The sequence below is a fragment of the Flavobacterium rhizosphaerae genome, from assembly GCF_046000445.1.
GTDB classification, from domain to species: Bacteria; Bacteroidota; Bacteroidia; order Flavobacteriales; family Flavobacteriaceae; genus Flavobacterium; species Flavobacterium rhizosphaerae.
The window spans coordinates 144,755-163,850 of sequence record NZ_JBELPZ010000005.1 but is presented as its reverse complement, the minus strand read 5'-3'; the positions used below and the strand labels follow the sequence as shown (position 1 = coordinate 163,850).

At 41.5% G+C, this 19,096-nt stretch carries 14 protein-coding genes; 4 read left to right on the top strand and 10 right to left on the bottom strand.

The genetic code is table 11. The features are described 5' to 3' along the window. Window positions 1-10 precede the first annotated feature (10 nt). The 3 genes from ABS766_RS07285 to ABS766_RS07275 all read left to right on the top strand — a co-directional run bounded on the left by ABS766_RS07285 (window position 11) and on the right by ABS766_RS07275 (window position 4,632). Window positions 11-1,147: an alpha/beta hydrolase gene (locus ABS766_RS07285; protein WP_408084469.1), complete on the top strand. Its 1,137-nt coding sequence runs from the start codon at window positions 11-13 to the stop codon at window positions 1,145-1,147. A gap of 122 nt (window positions 1,148-1,269) precedes the next feature. Then, window positions 1,270-2,631, top strand: coding sequence for a DNA repair protein RadA (radA, locus tag ABS766_RS07280; protein WP_408084468.1), 1,362 nt, complete (start codon window positions 1,270-1,272; stop codon window positions 2,629-2,631). A 3-nt stretch (window positions 2,632-2,634) separates the two neighbouring features. Then, window positions 2,635-4,632, top strand: coding sequence for a transglycosylase domain-containing protein (locus tag ABS766_RS07275; protein ID WP_408084467.1), 1,998 nt, complete (start codon window positions 2,635-2,637; stop codon window positions 4,630-4,632). 25 nt (window positions 4,633-4,657) lie between these two features. Here ABS766_RS07275 and ABS766_RS07270 read toward each other — a convergent pair whose 3' ends face one another. The 3 genes from ABS766_RS07270 to ABS766_RS07260 form a co-directional block, all read right to left on the bottom strand. Then, the gene (locus tag ABS766_RS07270; protein WP_408084466.1) at window positions 4,658-7,903 is read right to left on the bottom strand and encodes a reprolysin-like metallopeptidase; all 3,246 of its coding nucleotides are present in this window, start codon (window positions 7,901-7,903) and stop codon (window positions 4,658-4,660) included. 180 nt (window positions 7,904-8,083) lie between these two features. Continuing rightward, on the bottom strand, window positions 8,084-9,043 hold the full coding sequence (locus tag ABS766_RS07265; protein ID WP_408084465.1) for an OmpA/MotB family protein: 960 nt from the start codon (window positions 9,041-9,043) through the stop codon (window positions 8,084-8,086). A gap of 51 nt (window positions 9,044-9,094) precedes the next feature. Further along, window positions 9,095-9,856 (bottom strand): exodeoxyribonuclease III, encoded by a 762-nt coding sequence (locus ABS766_RS07260; protein WP_408084464.1) that lies wholly within the window; start codon window positions 9,854-9,856, stop codon window positions 9,095-9,097. A gap of 180 nt (window positions 9,857-10,036) precedes the next feature. On the opposite strand from ABS766_RS07260, the gene ABS766_RS07255 reads away from it, so the two are divergent. After that, window positions 10,037-11,851: a GNAT family N-acyltransferase gene (locus ABS766_RS07255; RefSeq protein ID WP_408084463.1), complete on the top strand. Its 1,815-nt coding sequence runs from the start codon at window positions 10,037-10,039 to the stop codon at window positions 11,849-11,851. Window positions 11,852-11,887: 36 nt separating this feature from the next. Here ABS766_RS07255 and ABS766_RS07250 read toward each other — a convergent pair whose 3' ends face one another. The 7 genes from ABS766_RS07250 to serS all read right to left on the bottom strand — a co-directional run bounded on the left by ABS766_RS07250 (window position 11,888) and on the right by serS (window position 19,079). Beyond that, window positions 11,888-12,277 carry a DUF805 domain-containing protein gene (locus tag ABS766_RS07250; RefSeq protein WP_408084462.1) on the bottom strand — a complete coding sequence of 130 codons (390 nt, stop codon included), beginning with the start codon at window positions 12,275-12,277 and terminating at the stop codon, window positions 11,888-11,890. A gap of 87 nt (window positions 12,278-12,364) precedes the next feature. Beyond that, a complete protein-coding gene (locus ABS766_RS07245; RefSeq protein ID WP_408084461.1) occupies window positions 12,365-13,330 on the bottom strand; it encodes a 2-hydroxyacid dehydrogenase in 966 nt (321 codons plus the stop codon). Window positions 13,331-13,348: 18 nt separating this feature from the next. Next, entirely contained in the window at window positions 13,349-14,701 is a 1,353-nt protein-coding gene (gene mgtE / locus ABS766_RS07240; RefSeq protein ID WP_408084460.1) for a magnesium transporter, read from the bottom strand. Then, complete coding sequence (gene rsmA / locus ABS766_RS07235; protein WP_408084459.1) at window positions 14,691-15,470, bottom strand: 16S rRNA (adenine(1518)-N(6)/adenine(1519)-N(6))-dimethyltransferase RsmA; 780 nt, start codon at window positions 15,468-15,470, stop codon at window positions 14,691-14,693. The genes mgtE and rsmA overlap by 11 nt, the downstream gene beginning before the upstream one ends. Before the next feature lie 45 nt (window positions 15,471-15,515). After that, the gene (locus ABS766_RS07230; RefSeq protein ID WP_408084458.1) at window positions 15,516-15,836 is read right to left on the bottom strand and encodes a DUF4286 family protein; all 321 of its coding nucleotides are present in this window, start codon (window positions 15,834-15,836) and stop codon (window positions 15,516-15,518) included. Between the two features lie 126 nt (window positions 15,837-15,962). Further along, the gene (locus tag ABS766_RS07225) at window positions 15,963-17,747 is read right to left on the bottom strand and encodes a tetratricopeptide repeat protein (RefSeq protein WP_408084457.1); all 1,785 of its coding nucleotides are present in this window, start codon (window positions 17,745-17,747) and stop codon (window positions 15,963-15,965) included. Window positions 17,748-17,807: 60 nt separating this feature from the next. Then, entirely contained in the window at window positions 17,808-19,079 is a 1,272-nt protein-coding gene (serS, locus tag ABS766_RS07220; RefSeq protein ID WP_408084456.1) for a serine--tRNA ligase, read from the bottom strand. Window positions 19,080-19,096: the final 17 nt, after the last annotated feature.

The following is a 19,096-nucleotide window of genomic DNA, read 5'->3' as shown; positions in this document are numbered from 1 at the left end:
CCCCTCAGTAATGAAAAATAAATTACTACTGTTATTTTTAATGGTAAGCTTTGCTATACACTCCCAGCAAAAATACCAGGACATTGAGTCAACATATCTTGGTGGCACACGGCAGATTGTGGTGTATTTACCCCCTACTTATGATGCTGATGAAGATCGTAAATATCCGCTATTGTTACTGTTAGACGGAGAGTACCTTACTGACCCTTTTAACGGTGTTATGTCTTATGCAGAATACTGGGATGAATTACCCGAGGTAGTAATAGTAGGCGTAATAGAAGATGACACCCAACGGGAAATGGATACACAGTATGCTGAGGGAACCGGAGTGCCTTTTGATACAGGCGACCGCTTTTTTCAGTTTGTTTCAGCAGAACTGATGCCGTATATTGAAAAAAATTACCGCATATCCCCTTTTAAAATAATAGGTGGGCATGATGTTACTGCCGGTTATATTAATTTTTTCCTGTACCAGGGCCAGCCCGCTTTTAACGCTTACATAGCTATTGCCCCGGAACTTGCCCCTGAAATGGAAAACCGTGTACCACAGGTCTTATCGGGTATAAAAAAGAACTACTTTTATTACCTTGCTTCAGCAGGCGATGACCTGCCAAGGCTTAATGAATCTATTACCCAGTTTGCAGAAAATATAAAAGGGGTAAATAACCCTAAGCTCAATTTTAAGTATGATGTTTTTCCCGATGCGTCGCACTATTCTGTAGTACCCGAAGCCATATCTAATGCGTTGTACCATATTTTTTCTGCCTATAAGCCTATAACTACCGAGGAATATGCCAATAAAATACTCACATTAAATTCAGGCTTTGTAACATATTTAGAAGACAAATACAATACCATAGAAAACGAGCTGGGCGTAAAAATACCCATACGCATAAACGATTTTAAAGCTATTGAGGCGGCCATACTAAAAACCACTATGTATGAGGAATTGAAAGACCTGGCAAGGCTGGCAAAAAAAAGCTATCCTAAAAAAACCATTGGCGAATATTATGAAGGCCTTTATTACGAAAAAACAGGAAAACTGAGCAAGGCAAGAAAAATATACCTGAATAGCTATAGCTACGAAGAAATTGCAGATTATACTAAAGACATGATGATAGAAAGGGCACAATCTTTACCTGAATAACCACTATACTATCATCATATAAAACATGCCCGTTACTTTGCGTTAAACATTGTGTACGTTAACAAATGTAAAAATACAGGGATGAAAAAACTTTCTTTGGTATATTTACCAAAACATTGTTAATGGCCAAACTCAAAACAGCTTTTTTTTGCCAGAATTGTGGTGCCCAATATGCCAAATGGCAGGGGCAATGCAACTCTTGCAAACAATGGAACACCATTGTTGAAGAAGTTATACAAAAAGAAGAAACACCATCCTGGAAAACTACCGCACCTGAAGTAAAAAAAGCACCCAAACCACTACGTGTTGCCGATATTGATACGGCACAGGAAGTACGCCTTAAAACCGGGGATAATGAGCTTGACCGGGTGCTTGGCGGCGGTTTGGTGCCGGGTTCCCTCACGCTTTTAGGTGGAGAGCCGGGCATTGGTAAAAGTACATTGTTACTGCAAATAAGCCTTCACCTGCCTTACCGCACCTTATACGTTAGCGGTGAAGAAAGCCAGAAGCAGATAAAAATGCGTGCTGAACGTATTACCAGCAAAGCTGATAATTGCTATATACTTACCGAAACCAAAACGCAAAACATTTTCAGACAGATTGAAGCTGTTGCGCCCGATGTGGTTATTATAGACTCTATACAAACATTGCATAGTGATTATATAGAATCATCTGCCGGGAGCATATCACAAATACGCGAGACCACTGCCGAACTTATAAAGTTTGCAAAAGAAAGCAATGTGCCGGTAATACTTATTGGCCACATTACCAAAGATGGCAACATTGCCGGGCCAAAAATACTGGAACACATGGTAGATACGGTATTGCAGTTTGAAGGAGACCGCAACCATGTATACCGCATACTCCGCGCGCTTAAAAACCGGTTTGGCTCTACTGCAGAACTGGGTATTTATGAAATGCTGGGCAGCGGCCTGCGGGAAGTAGCCAACCCAAGCGAAATACTTATTTCGCACAAAGAAGAAGAACTAAGCGGCACTGCCATTGCCTGCACCCTTGAGGGCATGCGCCCTTTATTAGTAGAAATACAGGCACTGGTAAGCTCTGCTGTATATGGCACGCCACAGCGCAGCACTACCGGATATAATGCAAAAAGGCTAAATATGATTTTAGCAGTATTAGAAAAACGGGCAGGTTTTCGGCTTGGCGCCAAAGATGTTTTCCTTAATATTACAGGGGGCATTAATGTAGATGACCCCGCTATTGACCTGGCAGTAGTTGCGGCTATTTTATCATCAAACGAAGATATACCTGTAGATAAAGGTTGTTGTTTTGCAGGAGAAATTGGCCTATCTGGCGAGGTGCGCCCCGTAAACCGGGTAGAGCAGCGCATATTAGAAGCTGAAAAGCTTGGGTTTTCAACTATTTTTGTAAGCAAGTACAATAAAATTTCGCTTAAAAACAATTTAATAGATATAAAGCTGGTGGCACGTATAGAAGATGTGGCCGGACAGCTGTTTGGTTAACACATGCAAAAATCAAGAATTAAAAAAATATCAATCCGTATTCTTATAATCATTACAGTGCTGATAGCATTGGGGTTTGCAGGCTTTTTTGCATTCAGGAACATGGCACTTGAAAAGGCAATTGCAAAAGTTTCTGATAAAATGCAACGCGATTATAACAGTACATTTACGGTTGCCTCGGCCCGGTTTTCAGGTTTTTCAGATATAGAAATGCACGGCATCAGCGTGGTTCCCAAAAATGCTGACACCCTTATATCGGTAAAAGAACTTAAAACCAGTATAAACCTTTCTAAAATACTGGTTGGCGATGTGCAATTAGGCACTTTATTAATGAAAGATGGCTACATACAGCTTATAAACAATAAAAAAGGGTGGAACTTCCGCAGGTTTATTAAAAATAATAACCCTGAAAAAACGGTTGAAGATACTGAAGACAAAAAATCGGGTTATGCAGAACGGGCTTACAGGCTTTTAAACCGGGCTTTAAACCTTATCCCTACCGATATGGAGCTGGAAAACCTTGAGTTGCGTGTAAATGATAAAGGGCAGGCATTAAACCTTAACCTGCGACAAATGAAACTGGCTAATAACGAGTTACAGTCTGATATTACTGTAAAACAGGACAGCCTTTCGCAAAACTGGACAGTTGAGGGCTTTGCCGACCCCCGCAATATAAAAGCCGATCTTGAGTTTCACAGCGCAGATACATCGCGTATTATGGTACCCTATATTAACAAGCGTTTTAATTTAAAATCGGGGTTTGATGCCATAAGGTTAAACGTTACCAATGTTGCCATGCAGGGTGGTGAACTGTATGCCGATGGTGCTGCCTCTATAAAAAACTTTATGGTTAACCATCCTAAAATTGCAAAAAAGGATGTGGTTATAGACAGCGCCCGTTTTGAATATCATATGTTGTTTGGTGATGATTTTATTAGGCTGGACAGCACCTCTGTAATACAGCTAAACAAAATACGCTTTATCCCCTATGCACAATACAGCATTACCAATGATACCATATATGCCATGAAGGCGCATATACCCAAAATGCGTGCGCAGGATTTTATTGTATCTCTACCTAGAGGGCTGTTTACTAATTTTGAGGGCATGGTGGCCGAAGGCAATTTTAGCTATGACCTTGATTTTTTATATAATAAAAGCAACCCGGACGGACTTGTTTTTGAAAGCAGCCTGACAAAAGAAGGCCTTAAGGTTATTAAGTACGGCGAGGCTAACCTTTCTAAATTAAATACAGCATTTACCTACCGCGCCATAGATAATGACAGGTTACAAAGACCTGTGGTGGTAGGGCCTTCAAATCCTTATTTTACCCCTTTAGATGAAATTTCACCTTTTTTGCGTAATGCAGTGCTTACCAGCGAAGACCCTTCTTTTTTCCGCCATATGGGCTTTATACCCGAAGCATTTCGCCAATCCATCATTAAAAATATAAAAACAAAACGTTTTGCCCGCGGGGCCAGTACTATAAGTATGCAGCTGGTAAAAAATGTTTTCCTGACACGTGAAAAAACACTATCACGCAAACTGGAAGAAATACTTTTGGTTTATATACTCGAAAATAACCGCATTGCCTCTAAGGCACGCATGTTTGAAGTTTACCTGAATGTTATTGAGTGGGGGCCGGATGTATACGGTATTGGCGAAGCTTCTGATTTTTATTTTGACAAACACCCCTCACAGCTATCGCTTGATGAAAGCGTTTACCTTGCCAGTATAGTGCCCAGCCCTAAAAAATTTGCCTGGCGTTTTAACGGGCAGGGCCAGCTAAAAGAGTACGCTGTTAAACACGATAACTATATTAAAGATATTATGCTGAGGCGCGGGCTGATAACCCCGGTTGATACCATAGCCCAAAACGGGCAGGTATATGTTTCTGGGCGGGCACGTACCAACATGAATATTAAAGAGGACACATCTTTTAGCAAAGATTCACTGGATTTTGATGAGTTCTTCTTTAATTTGGGAAACAGCACATTTTAAATTAAAAAAGGCCCGAAGGCCTTTTTTAGTTTAGTATTATTTTTTTAGACGAAACCCTGCCGCCACTTTCTACATTTACAAGGTAAACGCCTGCTTCTGCATCAAGTTTTATGTCTTCATTAAAAACAGTACCATTTGCTACAGCCTGTTTGGTATAAATAAGCCTGCCACGGATATCATATACCTTTATGGCAGCACTATCGGTTTGTGAAGTAAACCTTACCGAAAAATTACCGCTGTTGGGATTAGGATAAACAACAAAATCAAACATAGCGTCAGGAGCACTGATACCAAGGTTAGCCGGTGCCTGGCCACAAAGGGCAATGCTCCAATTATTTAATGAGCCGCCATCCCAGGGTTCATTATCACTTATCTCCAGCCTCCACAAACCGCCTGAGTTTTCTCCGTTTAATTGACTAAATGGTGTATTTGGCGAAAGGATACCTGTTATTGCCGGGGTACCCCCACATGAAAGAACGCCACCCTCATCAGAAAAAGTAGCCAGAACATTATCCTGGTCGCCGCACTGGTTATTAAATAATACTACTTCTGTACCTGCCGGGCTTATAAGAGTTACGGTTACATCTCCTATCCAGGTGTGGCTGATATCCAACGAAACCTCAACTGCTGAGATAATAAAATCATCTGCTACCCCCAGTAATGAGCTAACTGTACTTACATCGTCAAACGGAATGCCTACCGGCACATCATCAGCAACATATACATTACAAAATGGGGCTCCTGTTATAAAACTATAATAAGCGCTATAACTTCCTTCACAGCCATCGTTAGCGGGCATAACCCTCCAATAGTACTGGGTTTCTTCCAAAAGCCCGGAAACCTGAGTTGTATTTTCTACTGTAACAGTGTCAAAAATAATATTTTCAAAAGCAGCATCAGTAGCCACTTCAACTACATAATATGATGCATTTACCTGGCTTTCCCATTCCAGAGGAAACGTTGTTGGTAGTGTTTCAGCATCATTTTCTGGCGATAGCAACGCCACTGTTTCAAATGCTGAATCTAACAAATTAACATATACTGTTATTGTTTTAGTTATGTCGCCAGATGTCATAGTTACAGGTACGGCATATAAACCCGGAGCAGTAGTTGGTGAAGTTGTTATAGTTACCTGTACCGTGCCATTTGCCGAGATTTGTGAAGGTGAAAAACTTGCAACCGCCCCTTCAGGCAATCCTGAAGCAGACAGAGTTGTAATTCCGTTAAAGCCATTAATATGTTCATAATTAACAGCATATGTTACTGCGTTACCTTTACAAACCGCTTTATTTTGTGCACCGTTTACAGTAGCAACAAAGGTTGACCCGGCACTTGAAATCGTAAAATTGGTGTTTGAAATATCATAAAATATATTGTTGTGGCCACGCACCATAACGCGTGAAGTACCCTGCACATTAGGTATTAAAACAGTTTCGCTACCATCATTAGGCACCATAGTAGCCAACACTACCGGGTAGGTATAACCACCATCGGTAGACAGAAAAATATCTACATAAGGGGTATTAACGCCATTACTAGTAGTACCGGCAATATTCCAGGTTATATTTTTATTGGTAGCTGCCTGCCAGCTAACTGCTGTATTGGGTGAGGTTACCACAAATGGCCCTGCACCACCGGCAACATCTATATGCATATAATCAGTAGTTGACTCTCCACCGTTTATATTATTATCGCGTACGGTAAAAGCAAAATCAAGCTCACGGCTTACGGTTGGTATTACCTCCCACGTTGGAAAGAGGTTATTGTTTAATACCTCTTCTATACGCGGCATAAAACGGTTGGGCGATTCAGATATAGGCAGTGAGCGAAAATTTGGCCCAACAGTAGCGTTGGGCACCGGGGGTTGCACGCTTATTTCGTTATTTATCTGCTCCCAATCGTAGGTAAGTGCATCGCCATCAGCATCGGTAGCTGTACCTTCTAATATAAATGCCGTACCTATGGGTATAACATAATCACTACCGGCATTGGCTACCGGTGGTGTGTTGCCTGTAGCAATTAGTGCCACGCAGTTGCTTTCGCCATTAATACGATAGCGCATACTCTCAATACTTTTGGCATGAAACTGTGCATCAGAGCTCCATTGTATAACAGGGTCGCACACCCCGGCATAAGCCATAATGGTGGTGCCACCGCCCGGCTCAAAAACCGAATCATCTGCACGATTGCCACCGCACTCTGCATTAAAGGTATGCGGTGCCCCAAACTGGTGCCCCATTTCGTGCGAAACATAATCAATATCAAACGGGTCGCCAACGGGTGAGCCTATTCCCGTCATAGCACCCCCTTTAAAATCAGAACAAGGTGCCCCGGCAGCCAAACCGCCACCGGCAGTGCCAAAACTATGGCCCATGTCAAAATTATCTGCGCCAATCACATCATACATTATGGCATTTCCTTCATTTAATAAGGCTCCTGCATCATTATTGGTAAGCTCATCATTATTAATAAAAACAATTTCATCATTATTTGCAATCAACTCCAGGCTTACAGAGAGATCTCTTTCAAACATGCTGTTAACACGTGTTACGGTTACGGCTATAGCAGCAATTACAGCAGCTTTTTTTTGTGCCAGCGTGCCAGACTGTAACCCGGCTTCGGCAATATGAAAAGCTGAATATTCTACTGTGGTAACAATGGCCAGCCTGTATATGCGGAAATTTCCGGCATCCATTGTGGTAAAATCTTTAGCCGCCGAAGGCAGTGTCCTTTCGGCAGAAATATTGTTTTGTGTAAGGCAGGTAAATGTTTTTGGTGTTTGCAGCCCTTTTCTTTTGTATACCATATAATAATTAGCATCTTTGGTATAAGGGTCTATATACCAGGTCCCATCACCTGGGCTTAAGGCCATGGTATGCAGGCCAAAAAGCGTAACACTAAAACGTATTATAGTGGATGGATGTTCTATACACTGACCTATATATGAATTTGTACCAGGATATTTTGCTGCAAGGTCTTTGTGAATTACCGGTGCATTATAGATTCGGAAATGCAGCATGTTGCCATCGCCATCAGGAAATTGCAATACTACGGCAGATTCTGTCCCGCTGTTGCGCACAGGCGCCTGAGCAAGGGCTGTTTTTATTGCAGTAAGGTCTAACTTAAAAAGTGTGTACGACTCAGGATGTGAATCGCGTGGATTTTTCTCTAAAGCTACTATATCTTTTTCGCTTATTTTTTGCCAAAATTGATTTTGGGCGTGGCCGAAAAGCGTAATGGATGTGATAAAAAACAGTAATGCTTTTTTCATGTTTTCAAGAATATTGTTGTGTTTATACAAGAAAGCGAATTACGATTATTTTTTTGAATTTTACAACCTTTCACTTATACAACCTCCTTATATTTTGTTTTTTAAGCTTTCTTTTAAATATTATGCATAAAAAAAGCCGCAACAATGTGCGGCTTATATACTATTAGCTTTTCGACCTCTCTAAAGCTCGTTCAGCAATTTAGAAATTTCATCCAGTTTTGGTGTAAGTATAATTTCAATACGCCTGTTTTTAGAGCGGCCTTCGGCAGTATCATTACCTGCAACCGGGGCAAATTCTCCTCTGCCTGCTGCCGTTAGGTTTTTGGGGTCAACCCCTTTATTTTCCCTAATGATATTTACAATAGCCGTGGCACGCTTGGTGCTAAGATCCCAGTTATTGTTTATCTGGCCGCTACCGTTATAAGGCACATTATCGGTATGGCCTTCTATCAATACAGAAATATCCGGGTTTTCGGCAAGTACTTTAGCTACCTCAACCACAGCCCTGCGGCCTTCGGTTCCTACTACCCAGCTACCGGAGTCAAATAATAATTTGTTCTCCATAGATACATATACCTTACCATTTTTATTTTCAACAGTAAGCCCTTTACCTTCAAACGCATTAAGTGCACGGCTCAGTTTATCTTTTAGCGCCTGCATGCCCTGTTGTTGTGCATTAATCATGCCTTCAAGCTCATCAACGCGGTGTGAACGGTCCTGTAATTCGGTTTTAAGCTTATCCAGCCTTTCCTGTTCTGCAGCCAGGGCTTTTTCTTTAGCCTCAAGCTGCGCCAGTAATTCCCTGTTTTTTTTAACGTTGGCATCAAGCGCCGCATTACTGTCTTTTTCAAGCGCATTATAAGAAGCCTTTAAATTATCAAGGCTGTTTTTTGTAGCCGTATACTCCGTAGCCAGCTTATCGCGCTCTGCTTTAAGTTTTTCAAGCTGCGACTCCAGGTCTTTGGCTTTTAAATCGAGTTCATTTTTTTGTTTTGATAAGGCCGAGTTTTCATCTGCCATCTCACGGTTTTCTTTTTTAAGCCCTGCATATTTGTCTTCAAGGTCATTATACACTTTCTTGCTGACGCAGCCTGTTGTGAGTGTTAAGGCCAATAGCCCCGCAGAAATTTTTTTAATCATAATTTGTATGTGTTTTATTGATGTAAAAGCATCTCAATAACCTTGCCTTTTTTAACTAAATTCTACCAGTATAGGGCAATGGTCGCTATGCCGCGCCTCTGGCAGTATAACCGAGCGGGTAAGGCGGTTGCGCATGGGTTCGCTAACCATGGCATAGTCTATACGCCAGCCCTTATTATTGTTACGGGCATTGGCGCGGTAGCTCCACCAGCTGTAGTGGTGCGGGTCTTTATTAAAGTGCCTGAAAGTATCTACAAAACCGCTTTTTATAAATCCGTCAAGCCAGGCACGCTCTTCGGGTAAAAAGCCCGATACCTTAGCATTGCGCACCGGGTCATGAATATCTATAGCTTCATGGCAAATATTATAATCCCCGCAAATAACAAGATTGGGTATTTCCTTTTTCAGCTCATTAATATATTCCTGAAAATCGTCCATGTATTTAAACTTGTGCCCCAGGCGGTCTATATTGGTGCCGCTAGGCAAATACAGGCTCATAACACTAAAAGTATCAAAATCGAGCCTAATATTTCTGCCTTCCATATCCATGTGCTCTATACCTGTTCCGTATACTATATTTAAAGGCTTATGCTTGCTGAATATTGCCACCCCACTATACCCCTTTTTTTGTGCCGAAAACCAGTAGTGGTATGGGTAACCGGCCTGTTCAATCAATGCAACCTCTACCTGATCCTGTACGGCTTTGGTTTCCTGCAGGCAAATAATATCAGGGTCGGCCTGTTGCAGCCAATCCATAAATCCCTTGTTAAATGCAGCACGTATACCGTTTACATTGTAAGAAATAATTTTCATTTACGTTTGTTTAGGCTGTAAAAATACTAAAATTGATTTTTTTACCCCTGCCCATTATAAATTATAAAAATTAGTACATTAAGTGGTTGTAACCCATGCCCTGGCAGCTATAAAAAAGGTTTTAGGCATCTGTTTAAGTATTATTGCTATATTTGTTATCGCTTGTAACAAGAAGATTTAATGAGTTTAGTTACCCCAAAAGAGGTTGCAAAAGCAATAAAAACAGACAAATATGGATTTTTAGGTACTTTTTCAGGATGGTTACTGATGAAGGCCCTGAAAATTTATACGCTTAATAAAATATACGACCGCAATAAGCACCTTGAGGGAATTAATTTTCTTAATGCGCTGCTTGACGAGTTTAAAATAAAATTTGAAATACCGGAAGAAGACTTTAAAAGGTTGCCTAAAGAAGGCCCTTATATCACGGTTTCTAACCACCCTCTGGGCGGTATAGACGGTATTTTGCTACTTAAACTGCTTAACGAACGTGAACCTGATTTCAGGATAATAGCAAATTTTTTACTGCACCGTATAGAGCCCCTAAAGCCCTATATAATGCCTGTAAACCCATTCGAAACGCATAAAGACGCGAAGTCAAGCGTTTCGGGTATAAAAGATGCCCTGCGCCACCTTGACGAAGGCAAACCCCTGGGCATTTTCCCTGCCGGGGAAGTATCAACCTATAAAGACGGCAAGCTTATTATTGACCGCCCCTGGGAAGAAAGCGCCATAAAGTTTATTAAAAAGGCCAATGTGCCGGTTGTGCCCATATATTTTCATGCTAAAAACAGCAGGCTTTTTTACCTGCTAAGCCAGATAAGCGAAACCCTGCGTACCGCTAAACTGCCAAGTGAACTGCTTACACAGAAGAAACGGGTTATAAAGGTGCGGATTGGAAAACCTATTTCTGTTGCCGAGCAGGCCGAATACCAGGATATAGAAACCTATTCCGACTTTTTAAGGCGAAAAACCTATATGCTGGCAAACCCTTTTAATAAAGGCACAAAATTTATTGATACCGCTAACCTAAATCTTAAGCTTAATCATAAAGAGCCTAAACAAATAGCGGTTCCTGCAAACCATGATAAAATTCTTGCTGAGATAAATGACCTCCGTAAGGCGGATTTTCGCCTGCTGCAAAGCAAAAATTATGAGGTTTTCTTTGTATCGGCAGATAATATACCTAATATTTTACATGAAATAGGCCGCCTGAGGGAAATTACCTTTAGGGAGGTGGGCGAAGGCACAAACGAATCGTTAGACCTGGACCAGTATGACCAGTATTACCACCACATGTTTTTATGGGATGAAGATACCAAGCAAATAGCCGGCGCTTACCGGATGGGGCTGGGGACTGAAATTTATAAAAAATACGGAATACGCGGCTTTTACCTGCATGACCTGTTTAGGTTTGAGCCTGAGTTGTATGATATGATGAGCAAGTCTATTGAAATGGGGCGGGCATTCATCATCAGGCAATACCAGCAAAAGCCTATGCCGCTTTTCCTGCTTTGGAAAGGTATAGTGCATACTACACTGCATTACCCGGAGCACAAGTACCTTATTGGCGGGGTGAGTATTAGCAACCAGTTTAGCGAATTTTCTAAATCGCTGATGATTGAGTTTATGAAATCGCATTATTATGACCCTTATGTGGCGCAATATGTGCACCCCAAGAAGGAATATAAGGTAAAGCTTAAAGACGGCGATAAAGATTTTGTTTTTAACGAAACCGAAGCCGACCTGAACAAGTTTGACAAAATAATTGAAGAGGTAGAGCCGGGCAACCTGCGCCTGCCGGTACTTATAAAAAAATACATTAAGCAAAATGCGCGTGTTATTGCTTTTAATGTAGACCCTCTATTTAATAACTCGGTTGACGGTTTAATGTATATACGCATTGCCGATTTGCCGGAAAGCACCGTAAAGCCGGTAATGGAGGAATTTCAGGCAGAACTGGAACGAAAACTCACCGAAAAAGGAGATATATAAAAAAATCCCCGCCTGTAATATGGCGGGGATTTTTGTTTACATTGTATTATCGTTTCCTATTTCATCAAATTCATTATATGCATTTTTAGGATCTGGGCCGTATTCATTCGGGCCATTGTCACCATCAGTACAATACAAAATTAATATATATATATTAGCAATAGGTACAAGAGACAGAAGGTAAAACCACCCGCTTTTACCGACATCATGCAGCCTGCGCACTGCAACTGCTAGAGTGGGTACAAATGTTGCTAAAGCATAAAGTAAATACAAATAAAAAAACTCTGCTATTACAAACGTCATAATAAGCAGGAAGATGAAAATAATAATCTGGCAAAGTACAAAATACCAGTACTCGCTACGGCGGGCACGTCCAGAAAAATTTGCGTAGTTATCCCTAACTACTTTTAAGTACCATTGAATCATAAATTGGTTTTTGTTTTTGGTTATCCTACTCTTACGGATTTTCGGCTACTCCATATTTTAATAATGTTAAAAATATATATTTTTGCTTTACTTCGCTAAAAATAATGCTTTTATTTTATCTGCGATAACCTGTGCCAGCCGCTCGTGACTCTCAAATGTCCAGCCGGCTATATGCGGGGTAAGCAATACCTTTTGTGTAGTAAGCAGGTATTGAAAGGCCTCAGGTATGCCCCCTTCGGCAAAAAGGGTTTCAAAAGATGATTTTTCATATTCCAGTACATCAAGCGCCGCGCCCAAAATTTTACCTGACTTTAAAGCGTCTGCCAGGCTGGCTGTTACCACACTTTTGCCCCTTGCAGTATTTATGAGCCAAAAGGGCTTTGCAAAAGCATTTATAAAAGCCGTATCAACCAATTTATCGGTTGCGGGTGTCCAGGGGGTATGCAGGCTAAGTACATCAGCTTTTTGCTGTAATTCTTTAAGAGTTACCTGCCGGGCATTTTCATCGGCCACACCGGGTTTAATGTCATAACACAAAACATCAACATCAAAACCACGCAGTTTTTTGGCAAAACTTTTACCCATATTGCCATACCCTATTATGCCTACCGTTTTGCCGTCAAGCTCATGCCCGCGGTTGGCTTCGCGAAGCCACTGCCCGGCACGCACCTCTGCATCGGCTTTATTGAGGTTATTGAATAACGATAACAACATGCCCAATGCCTGTTCACCCACAGCATTGCGGTTGCCCTCTGGTGCAGCAATTAAATGGATTTTTTTGCTTTCGGCATAATCGCAGTCAATACTCTCCAGCCCTGCCCCAACCCGGGCTATAAATTTGAGGTTGGAGGCTTTATCCAGAAATTGCCTGTCTATTTTAAAACGGCTGCGTATTACTATGCCGTCATACTGCTGGATTTTGTCCTCAACTTGTTCCTTTGTTGAAGTATAATCGGCTTCATTGGTAAAACCGGCCTGCTCCAGCATTTGCCAAAGTATAGGATGATTAGTATCGAGGTGAAGTATTTTTATAGTTTCGGGTTGTGGGTTCATGGTAATAGTTTTATTCACTTAAAACCCGAGGATAACTTTGGCAATGCTAAAGTAAATAAGCAACCCGAAGATATCATTACTGGTAGTGATAAAAGGTCCGGTGGCAAGTGCCGGGTCAATTTTAAACCGGTTGAGCAAAATAGGCACAAATGTACCAATGAGCGATGCAATAATTATTACCGTTATAAGTGAAACACTTACTGTAAGCCCAACATCGTAGCCCATGCCTAATATAAAATGGCTTCCGGCTATAAGTATCAGGGCAAGTATGGAACTGTTAAGCAGGCTGAGCGATACTTCTTTTACCAAACGGGCCCAAAGTGAGCCGCTGAGGCTGTTATTGGCAAGGCCCTGCACTATAATTGCCGATGATTGTACGCCTACGTTACCAGCCATAGCCGCAATTAGCGGGGTAAAGAAAAACAGTTCTTTATGATCGTTCATAGCGTTACTAAAGCCATTAAGCAGCCTTACACTTACAAACCCGCCTAAAAGCGCAAGCACCAGCCAGGGCAACCGTGCACGGGTAAGGTTTAGTATACTGTCATCTGCCTCTACATCCTGCGAGATACCCGCTGCCATCTGGTAATCACGTTCGGCTTCTTCTTTAATTACATCTACAATGTCATCAATGGTAATACGGCCTACAAGCCTGCCCAGCTCATCTACAACGGGTATGGCTTCAAGGTCATATTTCTGCATGATGCGCGCTACCTCTACACTTTGTGTATTAACACGCACAAAATCTACCTTGGGTATATAAACATCGCGTATATGTGTTTTGGTGGAGGTGGTAAGCAAATCTTTTAAGGATAACCTGCCTTTTAACCTGTTTTCGTCATCTACTACATATATAGAGTGCACTCGTTGTACGTTTTCTGCCTGCACGCGCATTTCTTTCACACATGTTAGCACACTCCAGTTTTCATTTACTTTTACAAGCTCCTTACCCATTAAACCACCCGCAGTATCTTCATCATACCGCAAAAGGTCTACAATATCCTTGGCATGCTCAACATCAAGCAGCTCGCTGATTACCTCTTCCTGGCGTTCTTCGGGAAGTTCGGCAATAATATCGGCTGCATCATCGGTGCTAAGCTCATCAAGCTCTTCGGCAATTTCTTTGGGCGAAAGTTCTTTTAATATCTTTTCCCTAACTTCTTCATGGAGTTCCAGAAGTATTTCCGCTGTTTTTTCACTATCGAGTATATGAAAAATGTAGATGGAATCAGCATCGTCAAGCTCCCACATTATTTCGGCAATATCGGCATAGTGCATATCGCGCAGCAGCTCCTTAAGATCCTGCTCGCGGTTTTCTTCTACATATTGCTCAATCTGGGCTATTAACTCCCTGCTGATTTTAAATTCCATCGGCGGCTATTTTTTGGGTAAGTGCTATAAACTGCTCTACCGAAAGCTGTTCCGGACGCAGGCCAAAGATACTATCTTCCTTTAAATTATCCGACAGCCCAAATGTTTTTAAACTGTTACGGAGTGTTTTCCTGCGTTGGTTAAAGGCTGTTTTTACTACGTTGAAAAACAATTTTTCGTTTACCGGAAGCTGATAATTTTCTTTACGGGTTAAACGCAACACGCCCGATTTTACTTTTGGCGGCGGCGTAAACACATGTTCGCCAACTGTAAACAGGTATTCGGCAGTGTAAAAGGCCTGTACCAGTACCGAGAGTATACCATAGGTTTTACTGCCTTTTTTTTCGCAAATGCGCTCTGCTACTTCTTTTTGAAACATCCCTGCAAATTCCGGTATCCTGTCGCGCATTTCCAGCGCACGGAAAACAATTTGTGAGGATATGTTATACGGAAAATTGCCTATAATGGCAAAAGGGCTGTCGCCTAACGAACGTGAAATATCATATCTTAAAAAATCTTCTGATATTATTTTGCCGCTAAGTTGCAAATAATACGCCGAAAGATAATCAACCGATTCGGTATCTATTTCAATAACAAAAACCTCTGTGGGTTTTTCCAGCAGGTATTTGGTGAGCACTCCCATTCCGGGGCCAATTTCCAGCACTTTGCCATATCCCTGCAAAGAGAGGGTATCGGCTATTTTTTTTGCTATGCCTTCATCATTTAAAAAATGCTGACCCAGGTGCTTTTTGGCTTTTACTTTATCCATAACATATTGTAAAGGCCCGCACCTAAAGGCCCCGGGCACAATTTATTAAACGGGTTTAACTACCTTTACAATTTCCAGCTCGGTGCGGAATTGTAATACTTTTTGCCCAAACTTTTCTTTTACATGGTTGCGAAGCGCCGGGGCATAGTTTTTATAATAATCATTAAGCTGCTCCTGGTTTTCTAACATATATTGTATGGAATAGGTAGTATCGCCATGGGCTTCGTCTCCGCGTACTTTTATAATGCGTATTTCATAAAATTTACCGGTTTCCATAACTTTGGGTATATGGTCTTCCAGCATCCAGTTCATCCATTCATCATGTATACTTTTTTCTACACTACTGGTTATGTTATATATTATCATTTTTGTGAAATTGTTATTGTTTATTTGCTTATATGAAAAAACCGAATAAAATATTTCGCAAATATACAGCACCCATACTATTTTGGCCGCTAATTTTGTGGTAAAATTTAAGGAGTATAATATTACTTAACTGTTTACCGCATCGCCACGCAACAGCCTGAACTGTTTACGTGCTTCAATAAAGTAAATACTGTCTTCGTGCCCAAAAAGTAATTTTTCATACAGTGGTTTTGCTTCTTCGGGCTGGTGTAGCTGTTTGTTATAAATTTCTGCCGAAAAAAACAGGGCTTCATCTATATAAATACCGTCAGTAAAATTATCAATAATCTGTTTGTATTGTTGCAATGCAAAATCATATTTACCCTGACCTTCATAAATACGACCCATACGCAACAGGGTAACATCTTTAATACTTTCGGTTTGGGTACTGTCCAACAATTGCTTAAAACTTGCCAGCGCTTCGGCTTTTTTATTCTGGTACAGTAAAAAGTCTGCTTTTGCAAACTTTTTGAGCGCTACCTGTGTGCTGTCTTCTACTGTATTATCGGTAATAAGTAAAAAAAGTTCCAGCGCATCATTGGCTATAAGTTGCGATGAAGAGGATTTTAAAACTTTAAGCTGTTTTTGTGCCCAGTCAAAATCACCTTTAAAGTAACTGGCCCGTGCCATTTTAAGACTGGCTTCGTGGCCTACAGCATCATTTTTAAGGTCTTCCTCTATCTGGGCATAATATATAATAGCCTGGTTAAATTTGCTGTCCAGCAATAACACATCAGATAATTCCATTTTTACCTTTGCTTGCTGATATTTGTTTAATTGCAGCTCTAACGCCCTGTTTAGGGTAGCTGTGGCAGCTTGGGTATCTTTAAGGTAAAAGGCCTGGAATTTTGCTTTTATGAGTTGCAGGTCCAGTGAGTATGGCGTTATGCCAAAGTCCGCCAAAAGAGCATCAATACGCTGTTTTATACCTTCATAATCTTTTTCGGTAGCAGCTTCAATATCAAGGTTAAGCAGGTTATAATGCGCCTCTGCCAGCAGTTGCTGGTCAGTAGTATTTTCAAGTATATAGCTGTAAATTTCCCTTGCGGTATCTTTTTCATTTTCTTCGAGTGCAATTTTACCAAGGCTCACAATATTCATAAACATATTGGGGTCACGGCGGTAAATGGCCTTTTCCTGAACAAATGCTTTATTATAATCTTTTTGCTGTACAAAAAACCAGCTCAAAAACTGGTTCCAGAAAATATCCTGATTTTTTTGTGCTTTAACCAACAGGGCTTTCCGCAGCAGGTCGTTAAAATTACTGCCATCAGTTTCTTCTTCCATAAAACGGGTTAGCTGGTGCTGTACCACTATAAGGTTACGCTGGTTGTTATAAGCATAGTCCAGCAGGCGTTCCGTCATTAAATCCATATGCCCAAGCTGGCCTTCTAACAGCGCCATCTGGTAATCAAAATTCATGTTGGGGTTAATGGCCGTAGCTGTTTTATATGCTTTAAGAGCCTGGTCTACCAACACTTTTTTCTCAAAAGCATCGGCAACGCCATATACTGCCGAAGGGTTTTGGGTTATAGCATCTATAGCCTGATCATAATATTTTTGTGCACTAGCCATATTGTCCTGCAACTGGTAGTTATAACCCAACTCTACCAAAAGCAATGGCTGTTTTGTTTTTTCAAGCTTTTCACTCAGCAGTGCCGTGGCTTTGTCATACTCCTGCAATTGCTGGTAGCAGGCGGCAAGGCGCTGGGCATAAAAAAAATTATAGGGCTGTTTTTGCTCCAGCTCTTTATAAATTACTGCGGCTTTTTCAAACTCACCCTTTTCAAAATAATTAAGGGCAAGCTGTTCGTTCTGCGCAAAGGCAGTAACTGCTAAGAGGAAAAATATATATAGGAAAATCTTTTTCATAACTGCAAGGTATAAAAAAACCTGCCATGAGGCAGGTTTCAATATAAAATAATATTGTTATTAACTGATACTATCAAAACCGGTATACGGCCTCAACACTTCGGGTATTACTATACCTTCTGGAGTCTGGTAATTTTCCAGTATCCCGGCCAGTACCCGCGGCAATGCCAGTGAGCTGCCGTTTAATGTATGTGCCAACTGGTTTTTACCTTCTTTATCGCGGTAGCGCAGTTTAAGCCTGTTGGCCTGAAAGGTTTCAAAATTTGATACCGAACTTATTTCCAGCCAGCGGTCCTGCGCGGTAGAAAACACCTCAAAATCGTATGTTAAAGCCGAAGTAAAGCCCGTATCGCCACCACATAGGCGCAAAATACGATACGGAAGCCCAAGCTCCTGCAATAATGTTTTTACATGCTCAACCATACCCTCCAGCGCAGCATAGCTGTTTTCGGGTTTTTCTACCCGTACAATTTCTACCTTATCAAACTGATGCAGTCGGTTTAGCCCTCTTACATGAGCGCCGTATGAGCCTGCCTCGCGGCGAAAACACGGTGTATAGCCGGTATATTGAATAGGGAGGTCGCGCTCCTCTATAATAACATCGCGCAACAGATTGGTAACGGGCACCTCAGCGGTGGGTATCAGGTAAAGGTCATCTATACCTACATGGTACATCTGCCCTTCTTTATCGGGCAGCTGCCCTGTGCCATAACCCGATGCCTCATTAACAAGGTGTGGCACCTGCATTTCGGTATAGCCTGCTTGGGTATTTTTATCTAAAAAATACGTAATAAGCGCACGTTGCAGCCTGGCACCTTTGCCTTTGTAAACGGGAAACCCGGCACCGGTAATTTTAACGCCTAACTCAAAATCTATGATGTCATATTTTTTGGCAAGCTCCCAATGCGGCAATGCCCCTTCAAAAAGCTGCGGTATATCGCCCTCGCGGTATACCTCTTCATTATCATCTGCCGATGTACCCGCAGGCACGCTATCTGCCGGGGTGTTAGGCAGTTTATACAATGCCTGTAAAAGTTCAGCCTCAGTTGCTTCAAGGATTTCTTTAAGCTGCCTGCTTTTCTCTTTAAGGTCTCCTGTCTGGGCCCTAAGCGCAGTAGCTTCTTCTTTCTTTCCCGACTTCATAAGCTCGCCAATGCTACCGGACAGCTTGTTGGATTCCGCTAAGGTAGTATCCAGTTCTACCTGGGTTGACCTCCTTTTTTCATCAAGTGCAATTACCTCATCAACCAGCGGGGCGGCATCAATATTGCGCTTGCCCAACGCTGCAATAACTTTTTCGCGGTTTTCCCTTATAAATGCTGTCTGTAACATAGTTAACGTTTATGTTT

Bases quoted from the DNA above. Each gene is read 5' to 3' on its own strand.
- ABS766_RS07265 (WP_408084465.1), bottom strand. From the start codon at position 9,043: ATGATTAAAAAAATTTCTGCGGGGCTATTGGCCTTAACACTCACAACA.
- mgtE (WP_408084460.1), bottom strand. From the start codon at position 14,701: ATGGAATTTAAAATCAGCAGGGAGTTAATAGCCCAGATTGAGCAATAT.
- ABS766_RS07250 (WP_408084462.1), bottom strand. From the start codon at position 12,277: ATGATTCAATGGTACTTAAAAGTAGTTAGGGATAACTACGCAAATTTT.
- ABS766_RS07260 (WP_408084464.1), bottom strand. From the start codon at position 9,856: ATGAAAATTATTTCTTACAATGTAAACGGTATACGTGCTGCATTTAAC.
- ABS766_RS07270 (WP_408084466.1), bottom strand. From the start codon at position 7,903: ATGAAAAAAGCATTACTGTTTTTTATCACATCCATTACGCTTTTCGGC.
- ABS766_RS07245 (WP_408084461.1), bottom strand. From the start codon at position 13,330: ATGAACCCACAACCCGAAACTATAAAAATACTTCACCTCGATACTAAT.
- ABS766_RS07275 (WP_408084467.1), top strand. From the start codon at position 2,635: ATGCAAAAATCAAGAATTAAAAAAATATCAATCCGTATTCTTATAATC.
- serS (WP_408084456.1), bottom strand. From the start codon at position 19,079: ATGTTACAGACAGCATTTATAAGGGAAAACCGCGAAAAAGTTATTGCA.
- ABS766_RS07285 (WP_408084469.1), top strand. From the start codon at position 11: ATGAAAAATAAATTACTACTGTTATTTTTAATGGTAAGCTTTGCTATA.
- ABS766_RS07230 (WP_408084458.1), bottom strand. From the start codon at position 15,836: ATGATAATATATAACATAACCAGTAGTGTAGAAAAAAGTATACATGAT.
- rsmA (WP_408084459.1), bottom strand. From the start codon at position 15,470: ATGGATAAAGTAAAAGCCAAAAAGCACCTGGGTCAGCATTTTTTAAAT.
- radA (WP_408084468.1), top strand. From the start codon at position 1,270: ATGGCCAAACTCAAAACAGCTTTTTTTTGCCAGAATTGTGGTGCCCAA.
- ABS766_RS07255 (WP_408084463.1), top strand. From the start codon at position 10,037: ATGAGTTTAGTTACCCCAAAAGAGGTTGCAAAAGCAATAAAAACAGAC.
- ABS766_RS07225 (WP_408084457.1), bottom strand. From the start codon at position 17,747: ATGAAAAAGATTTTCCTATATATATTTTTCCTCTTAGCAGTTACTGCC.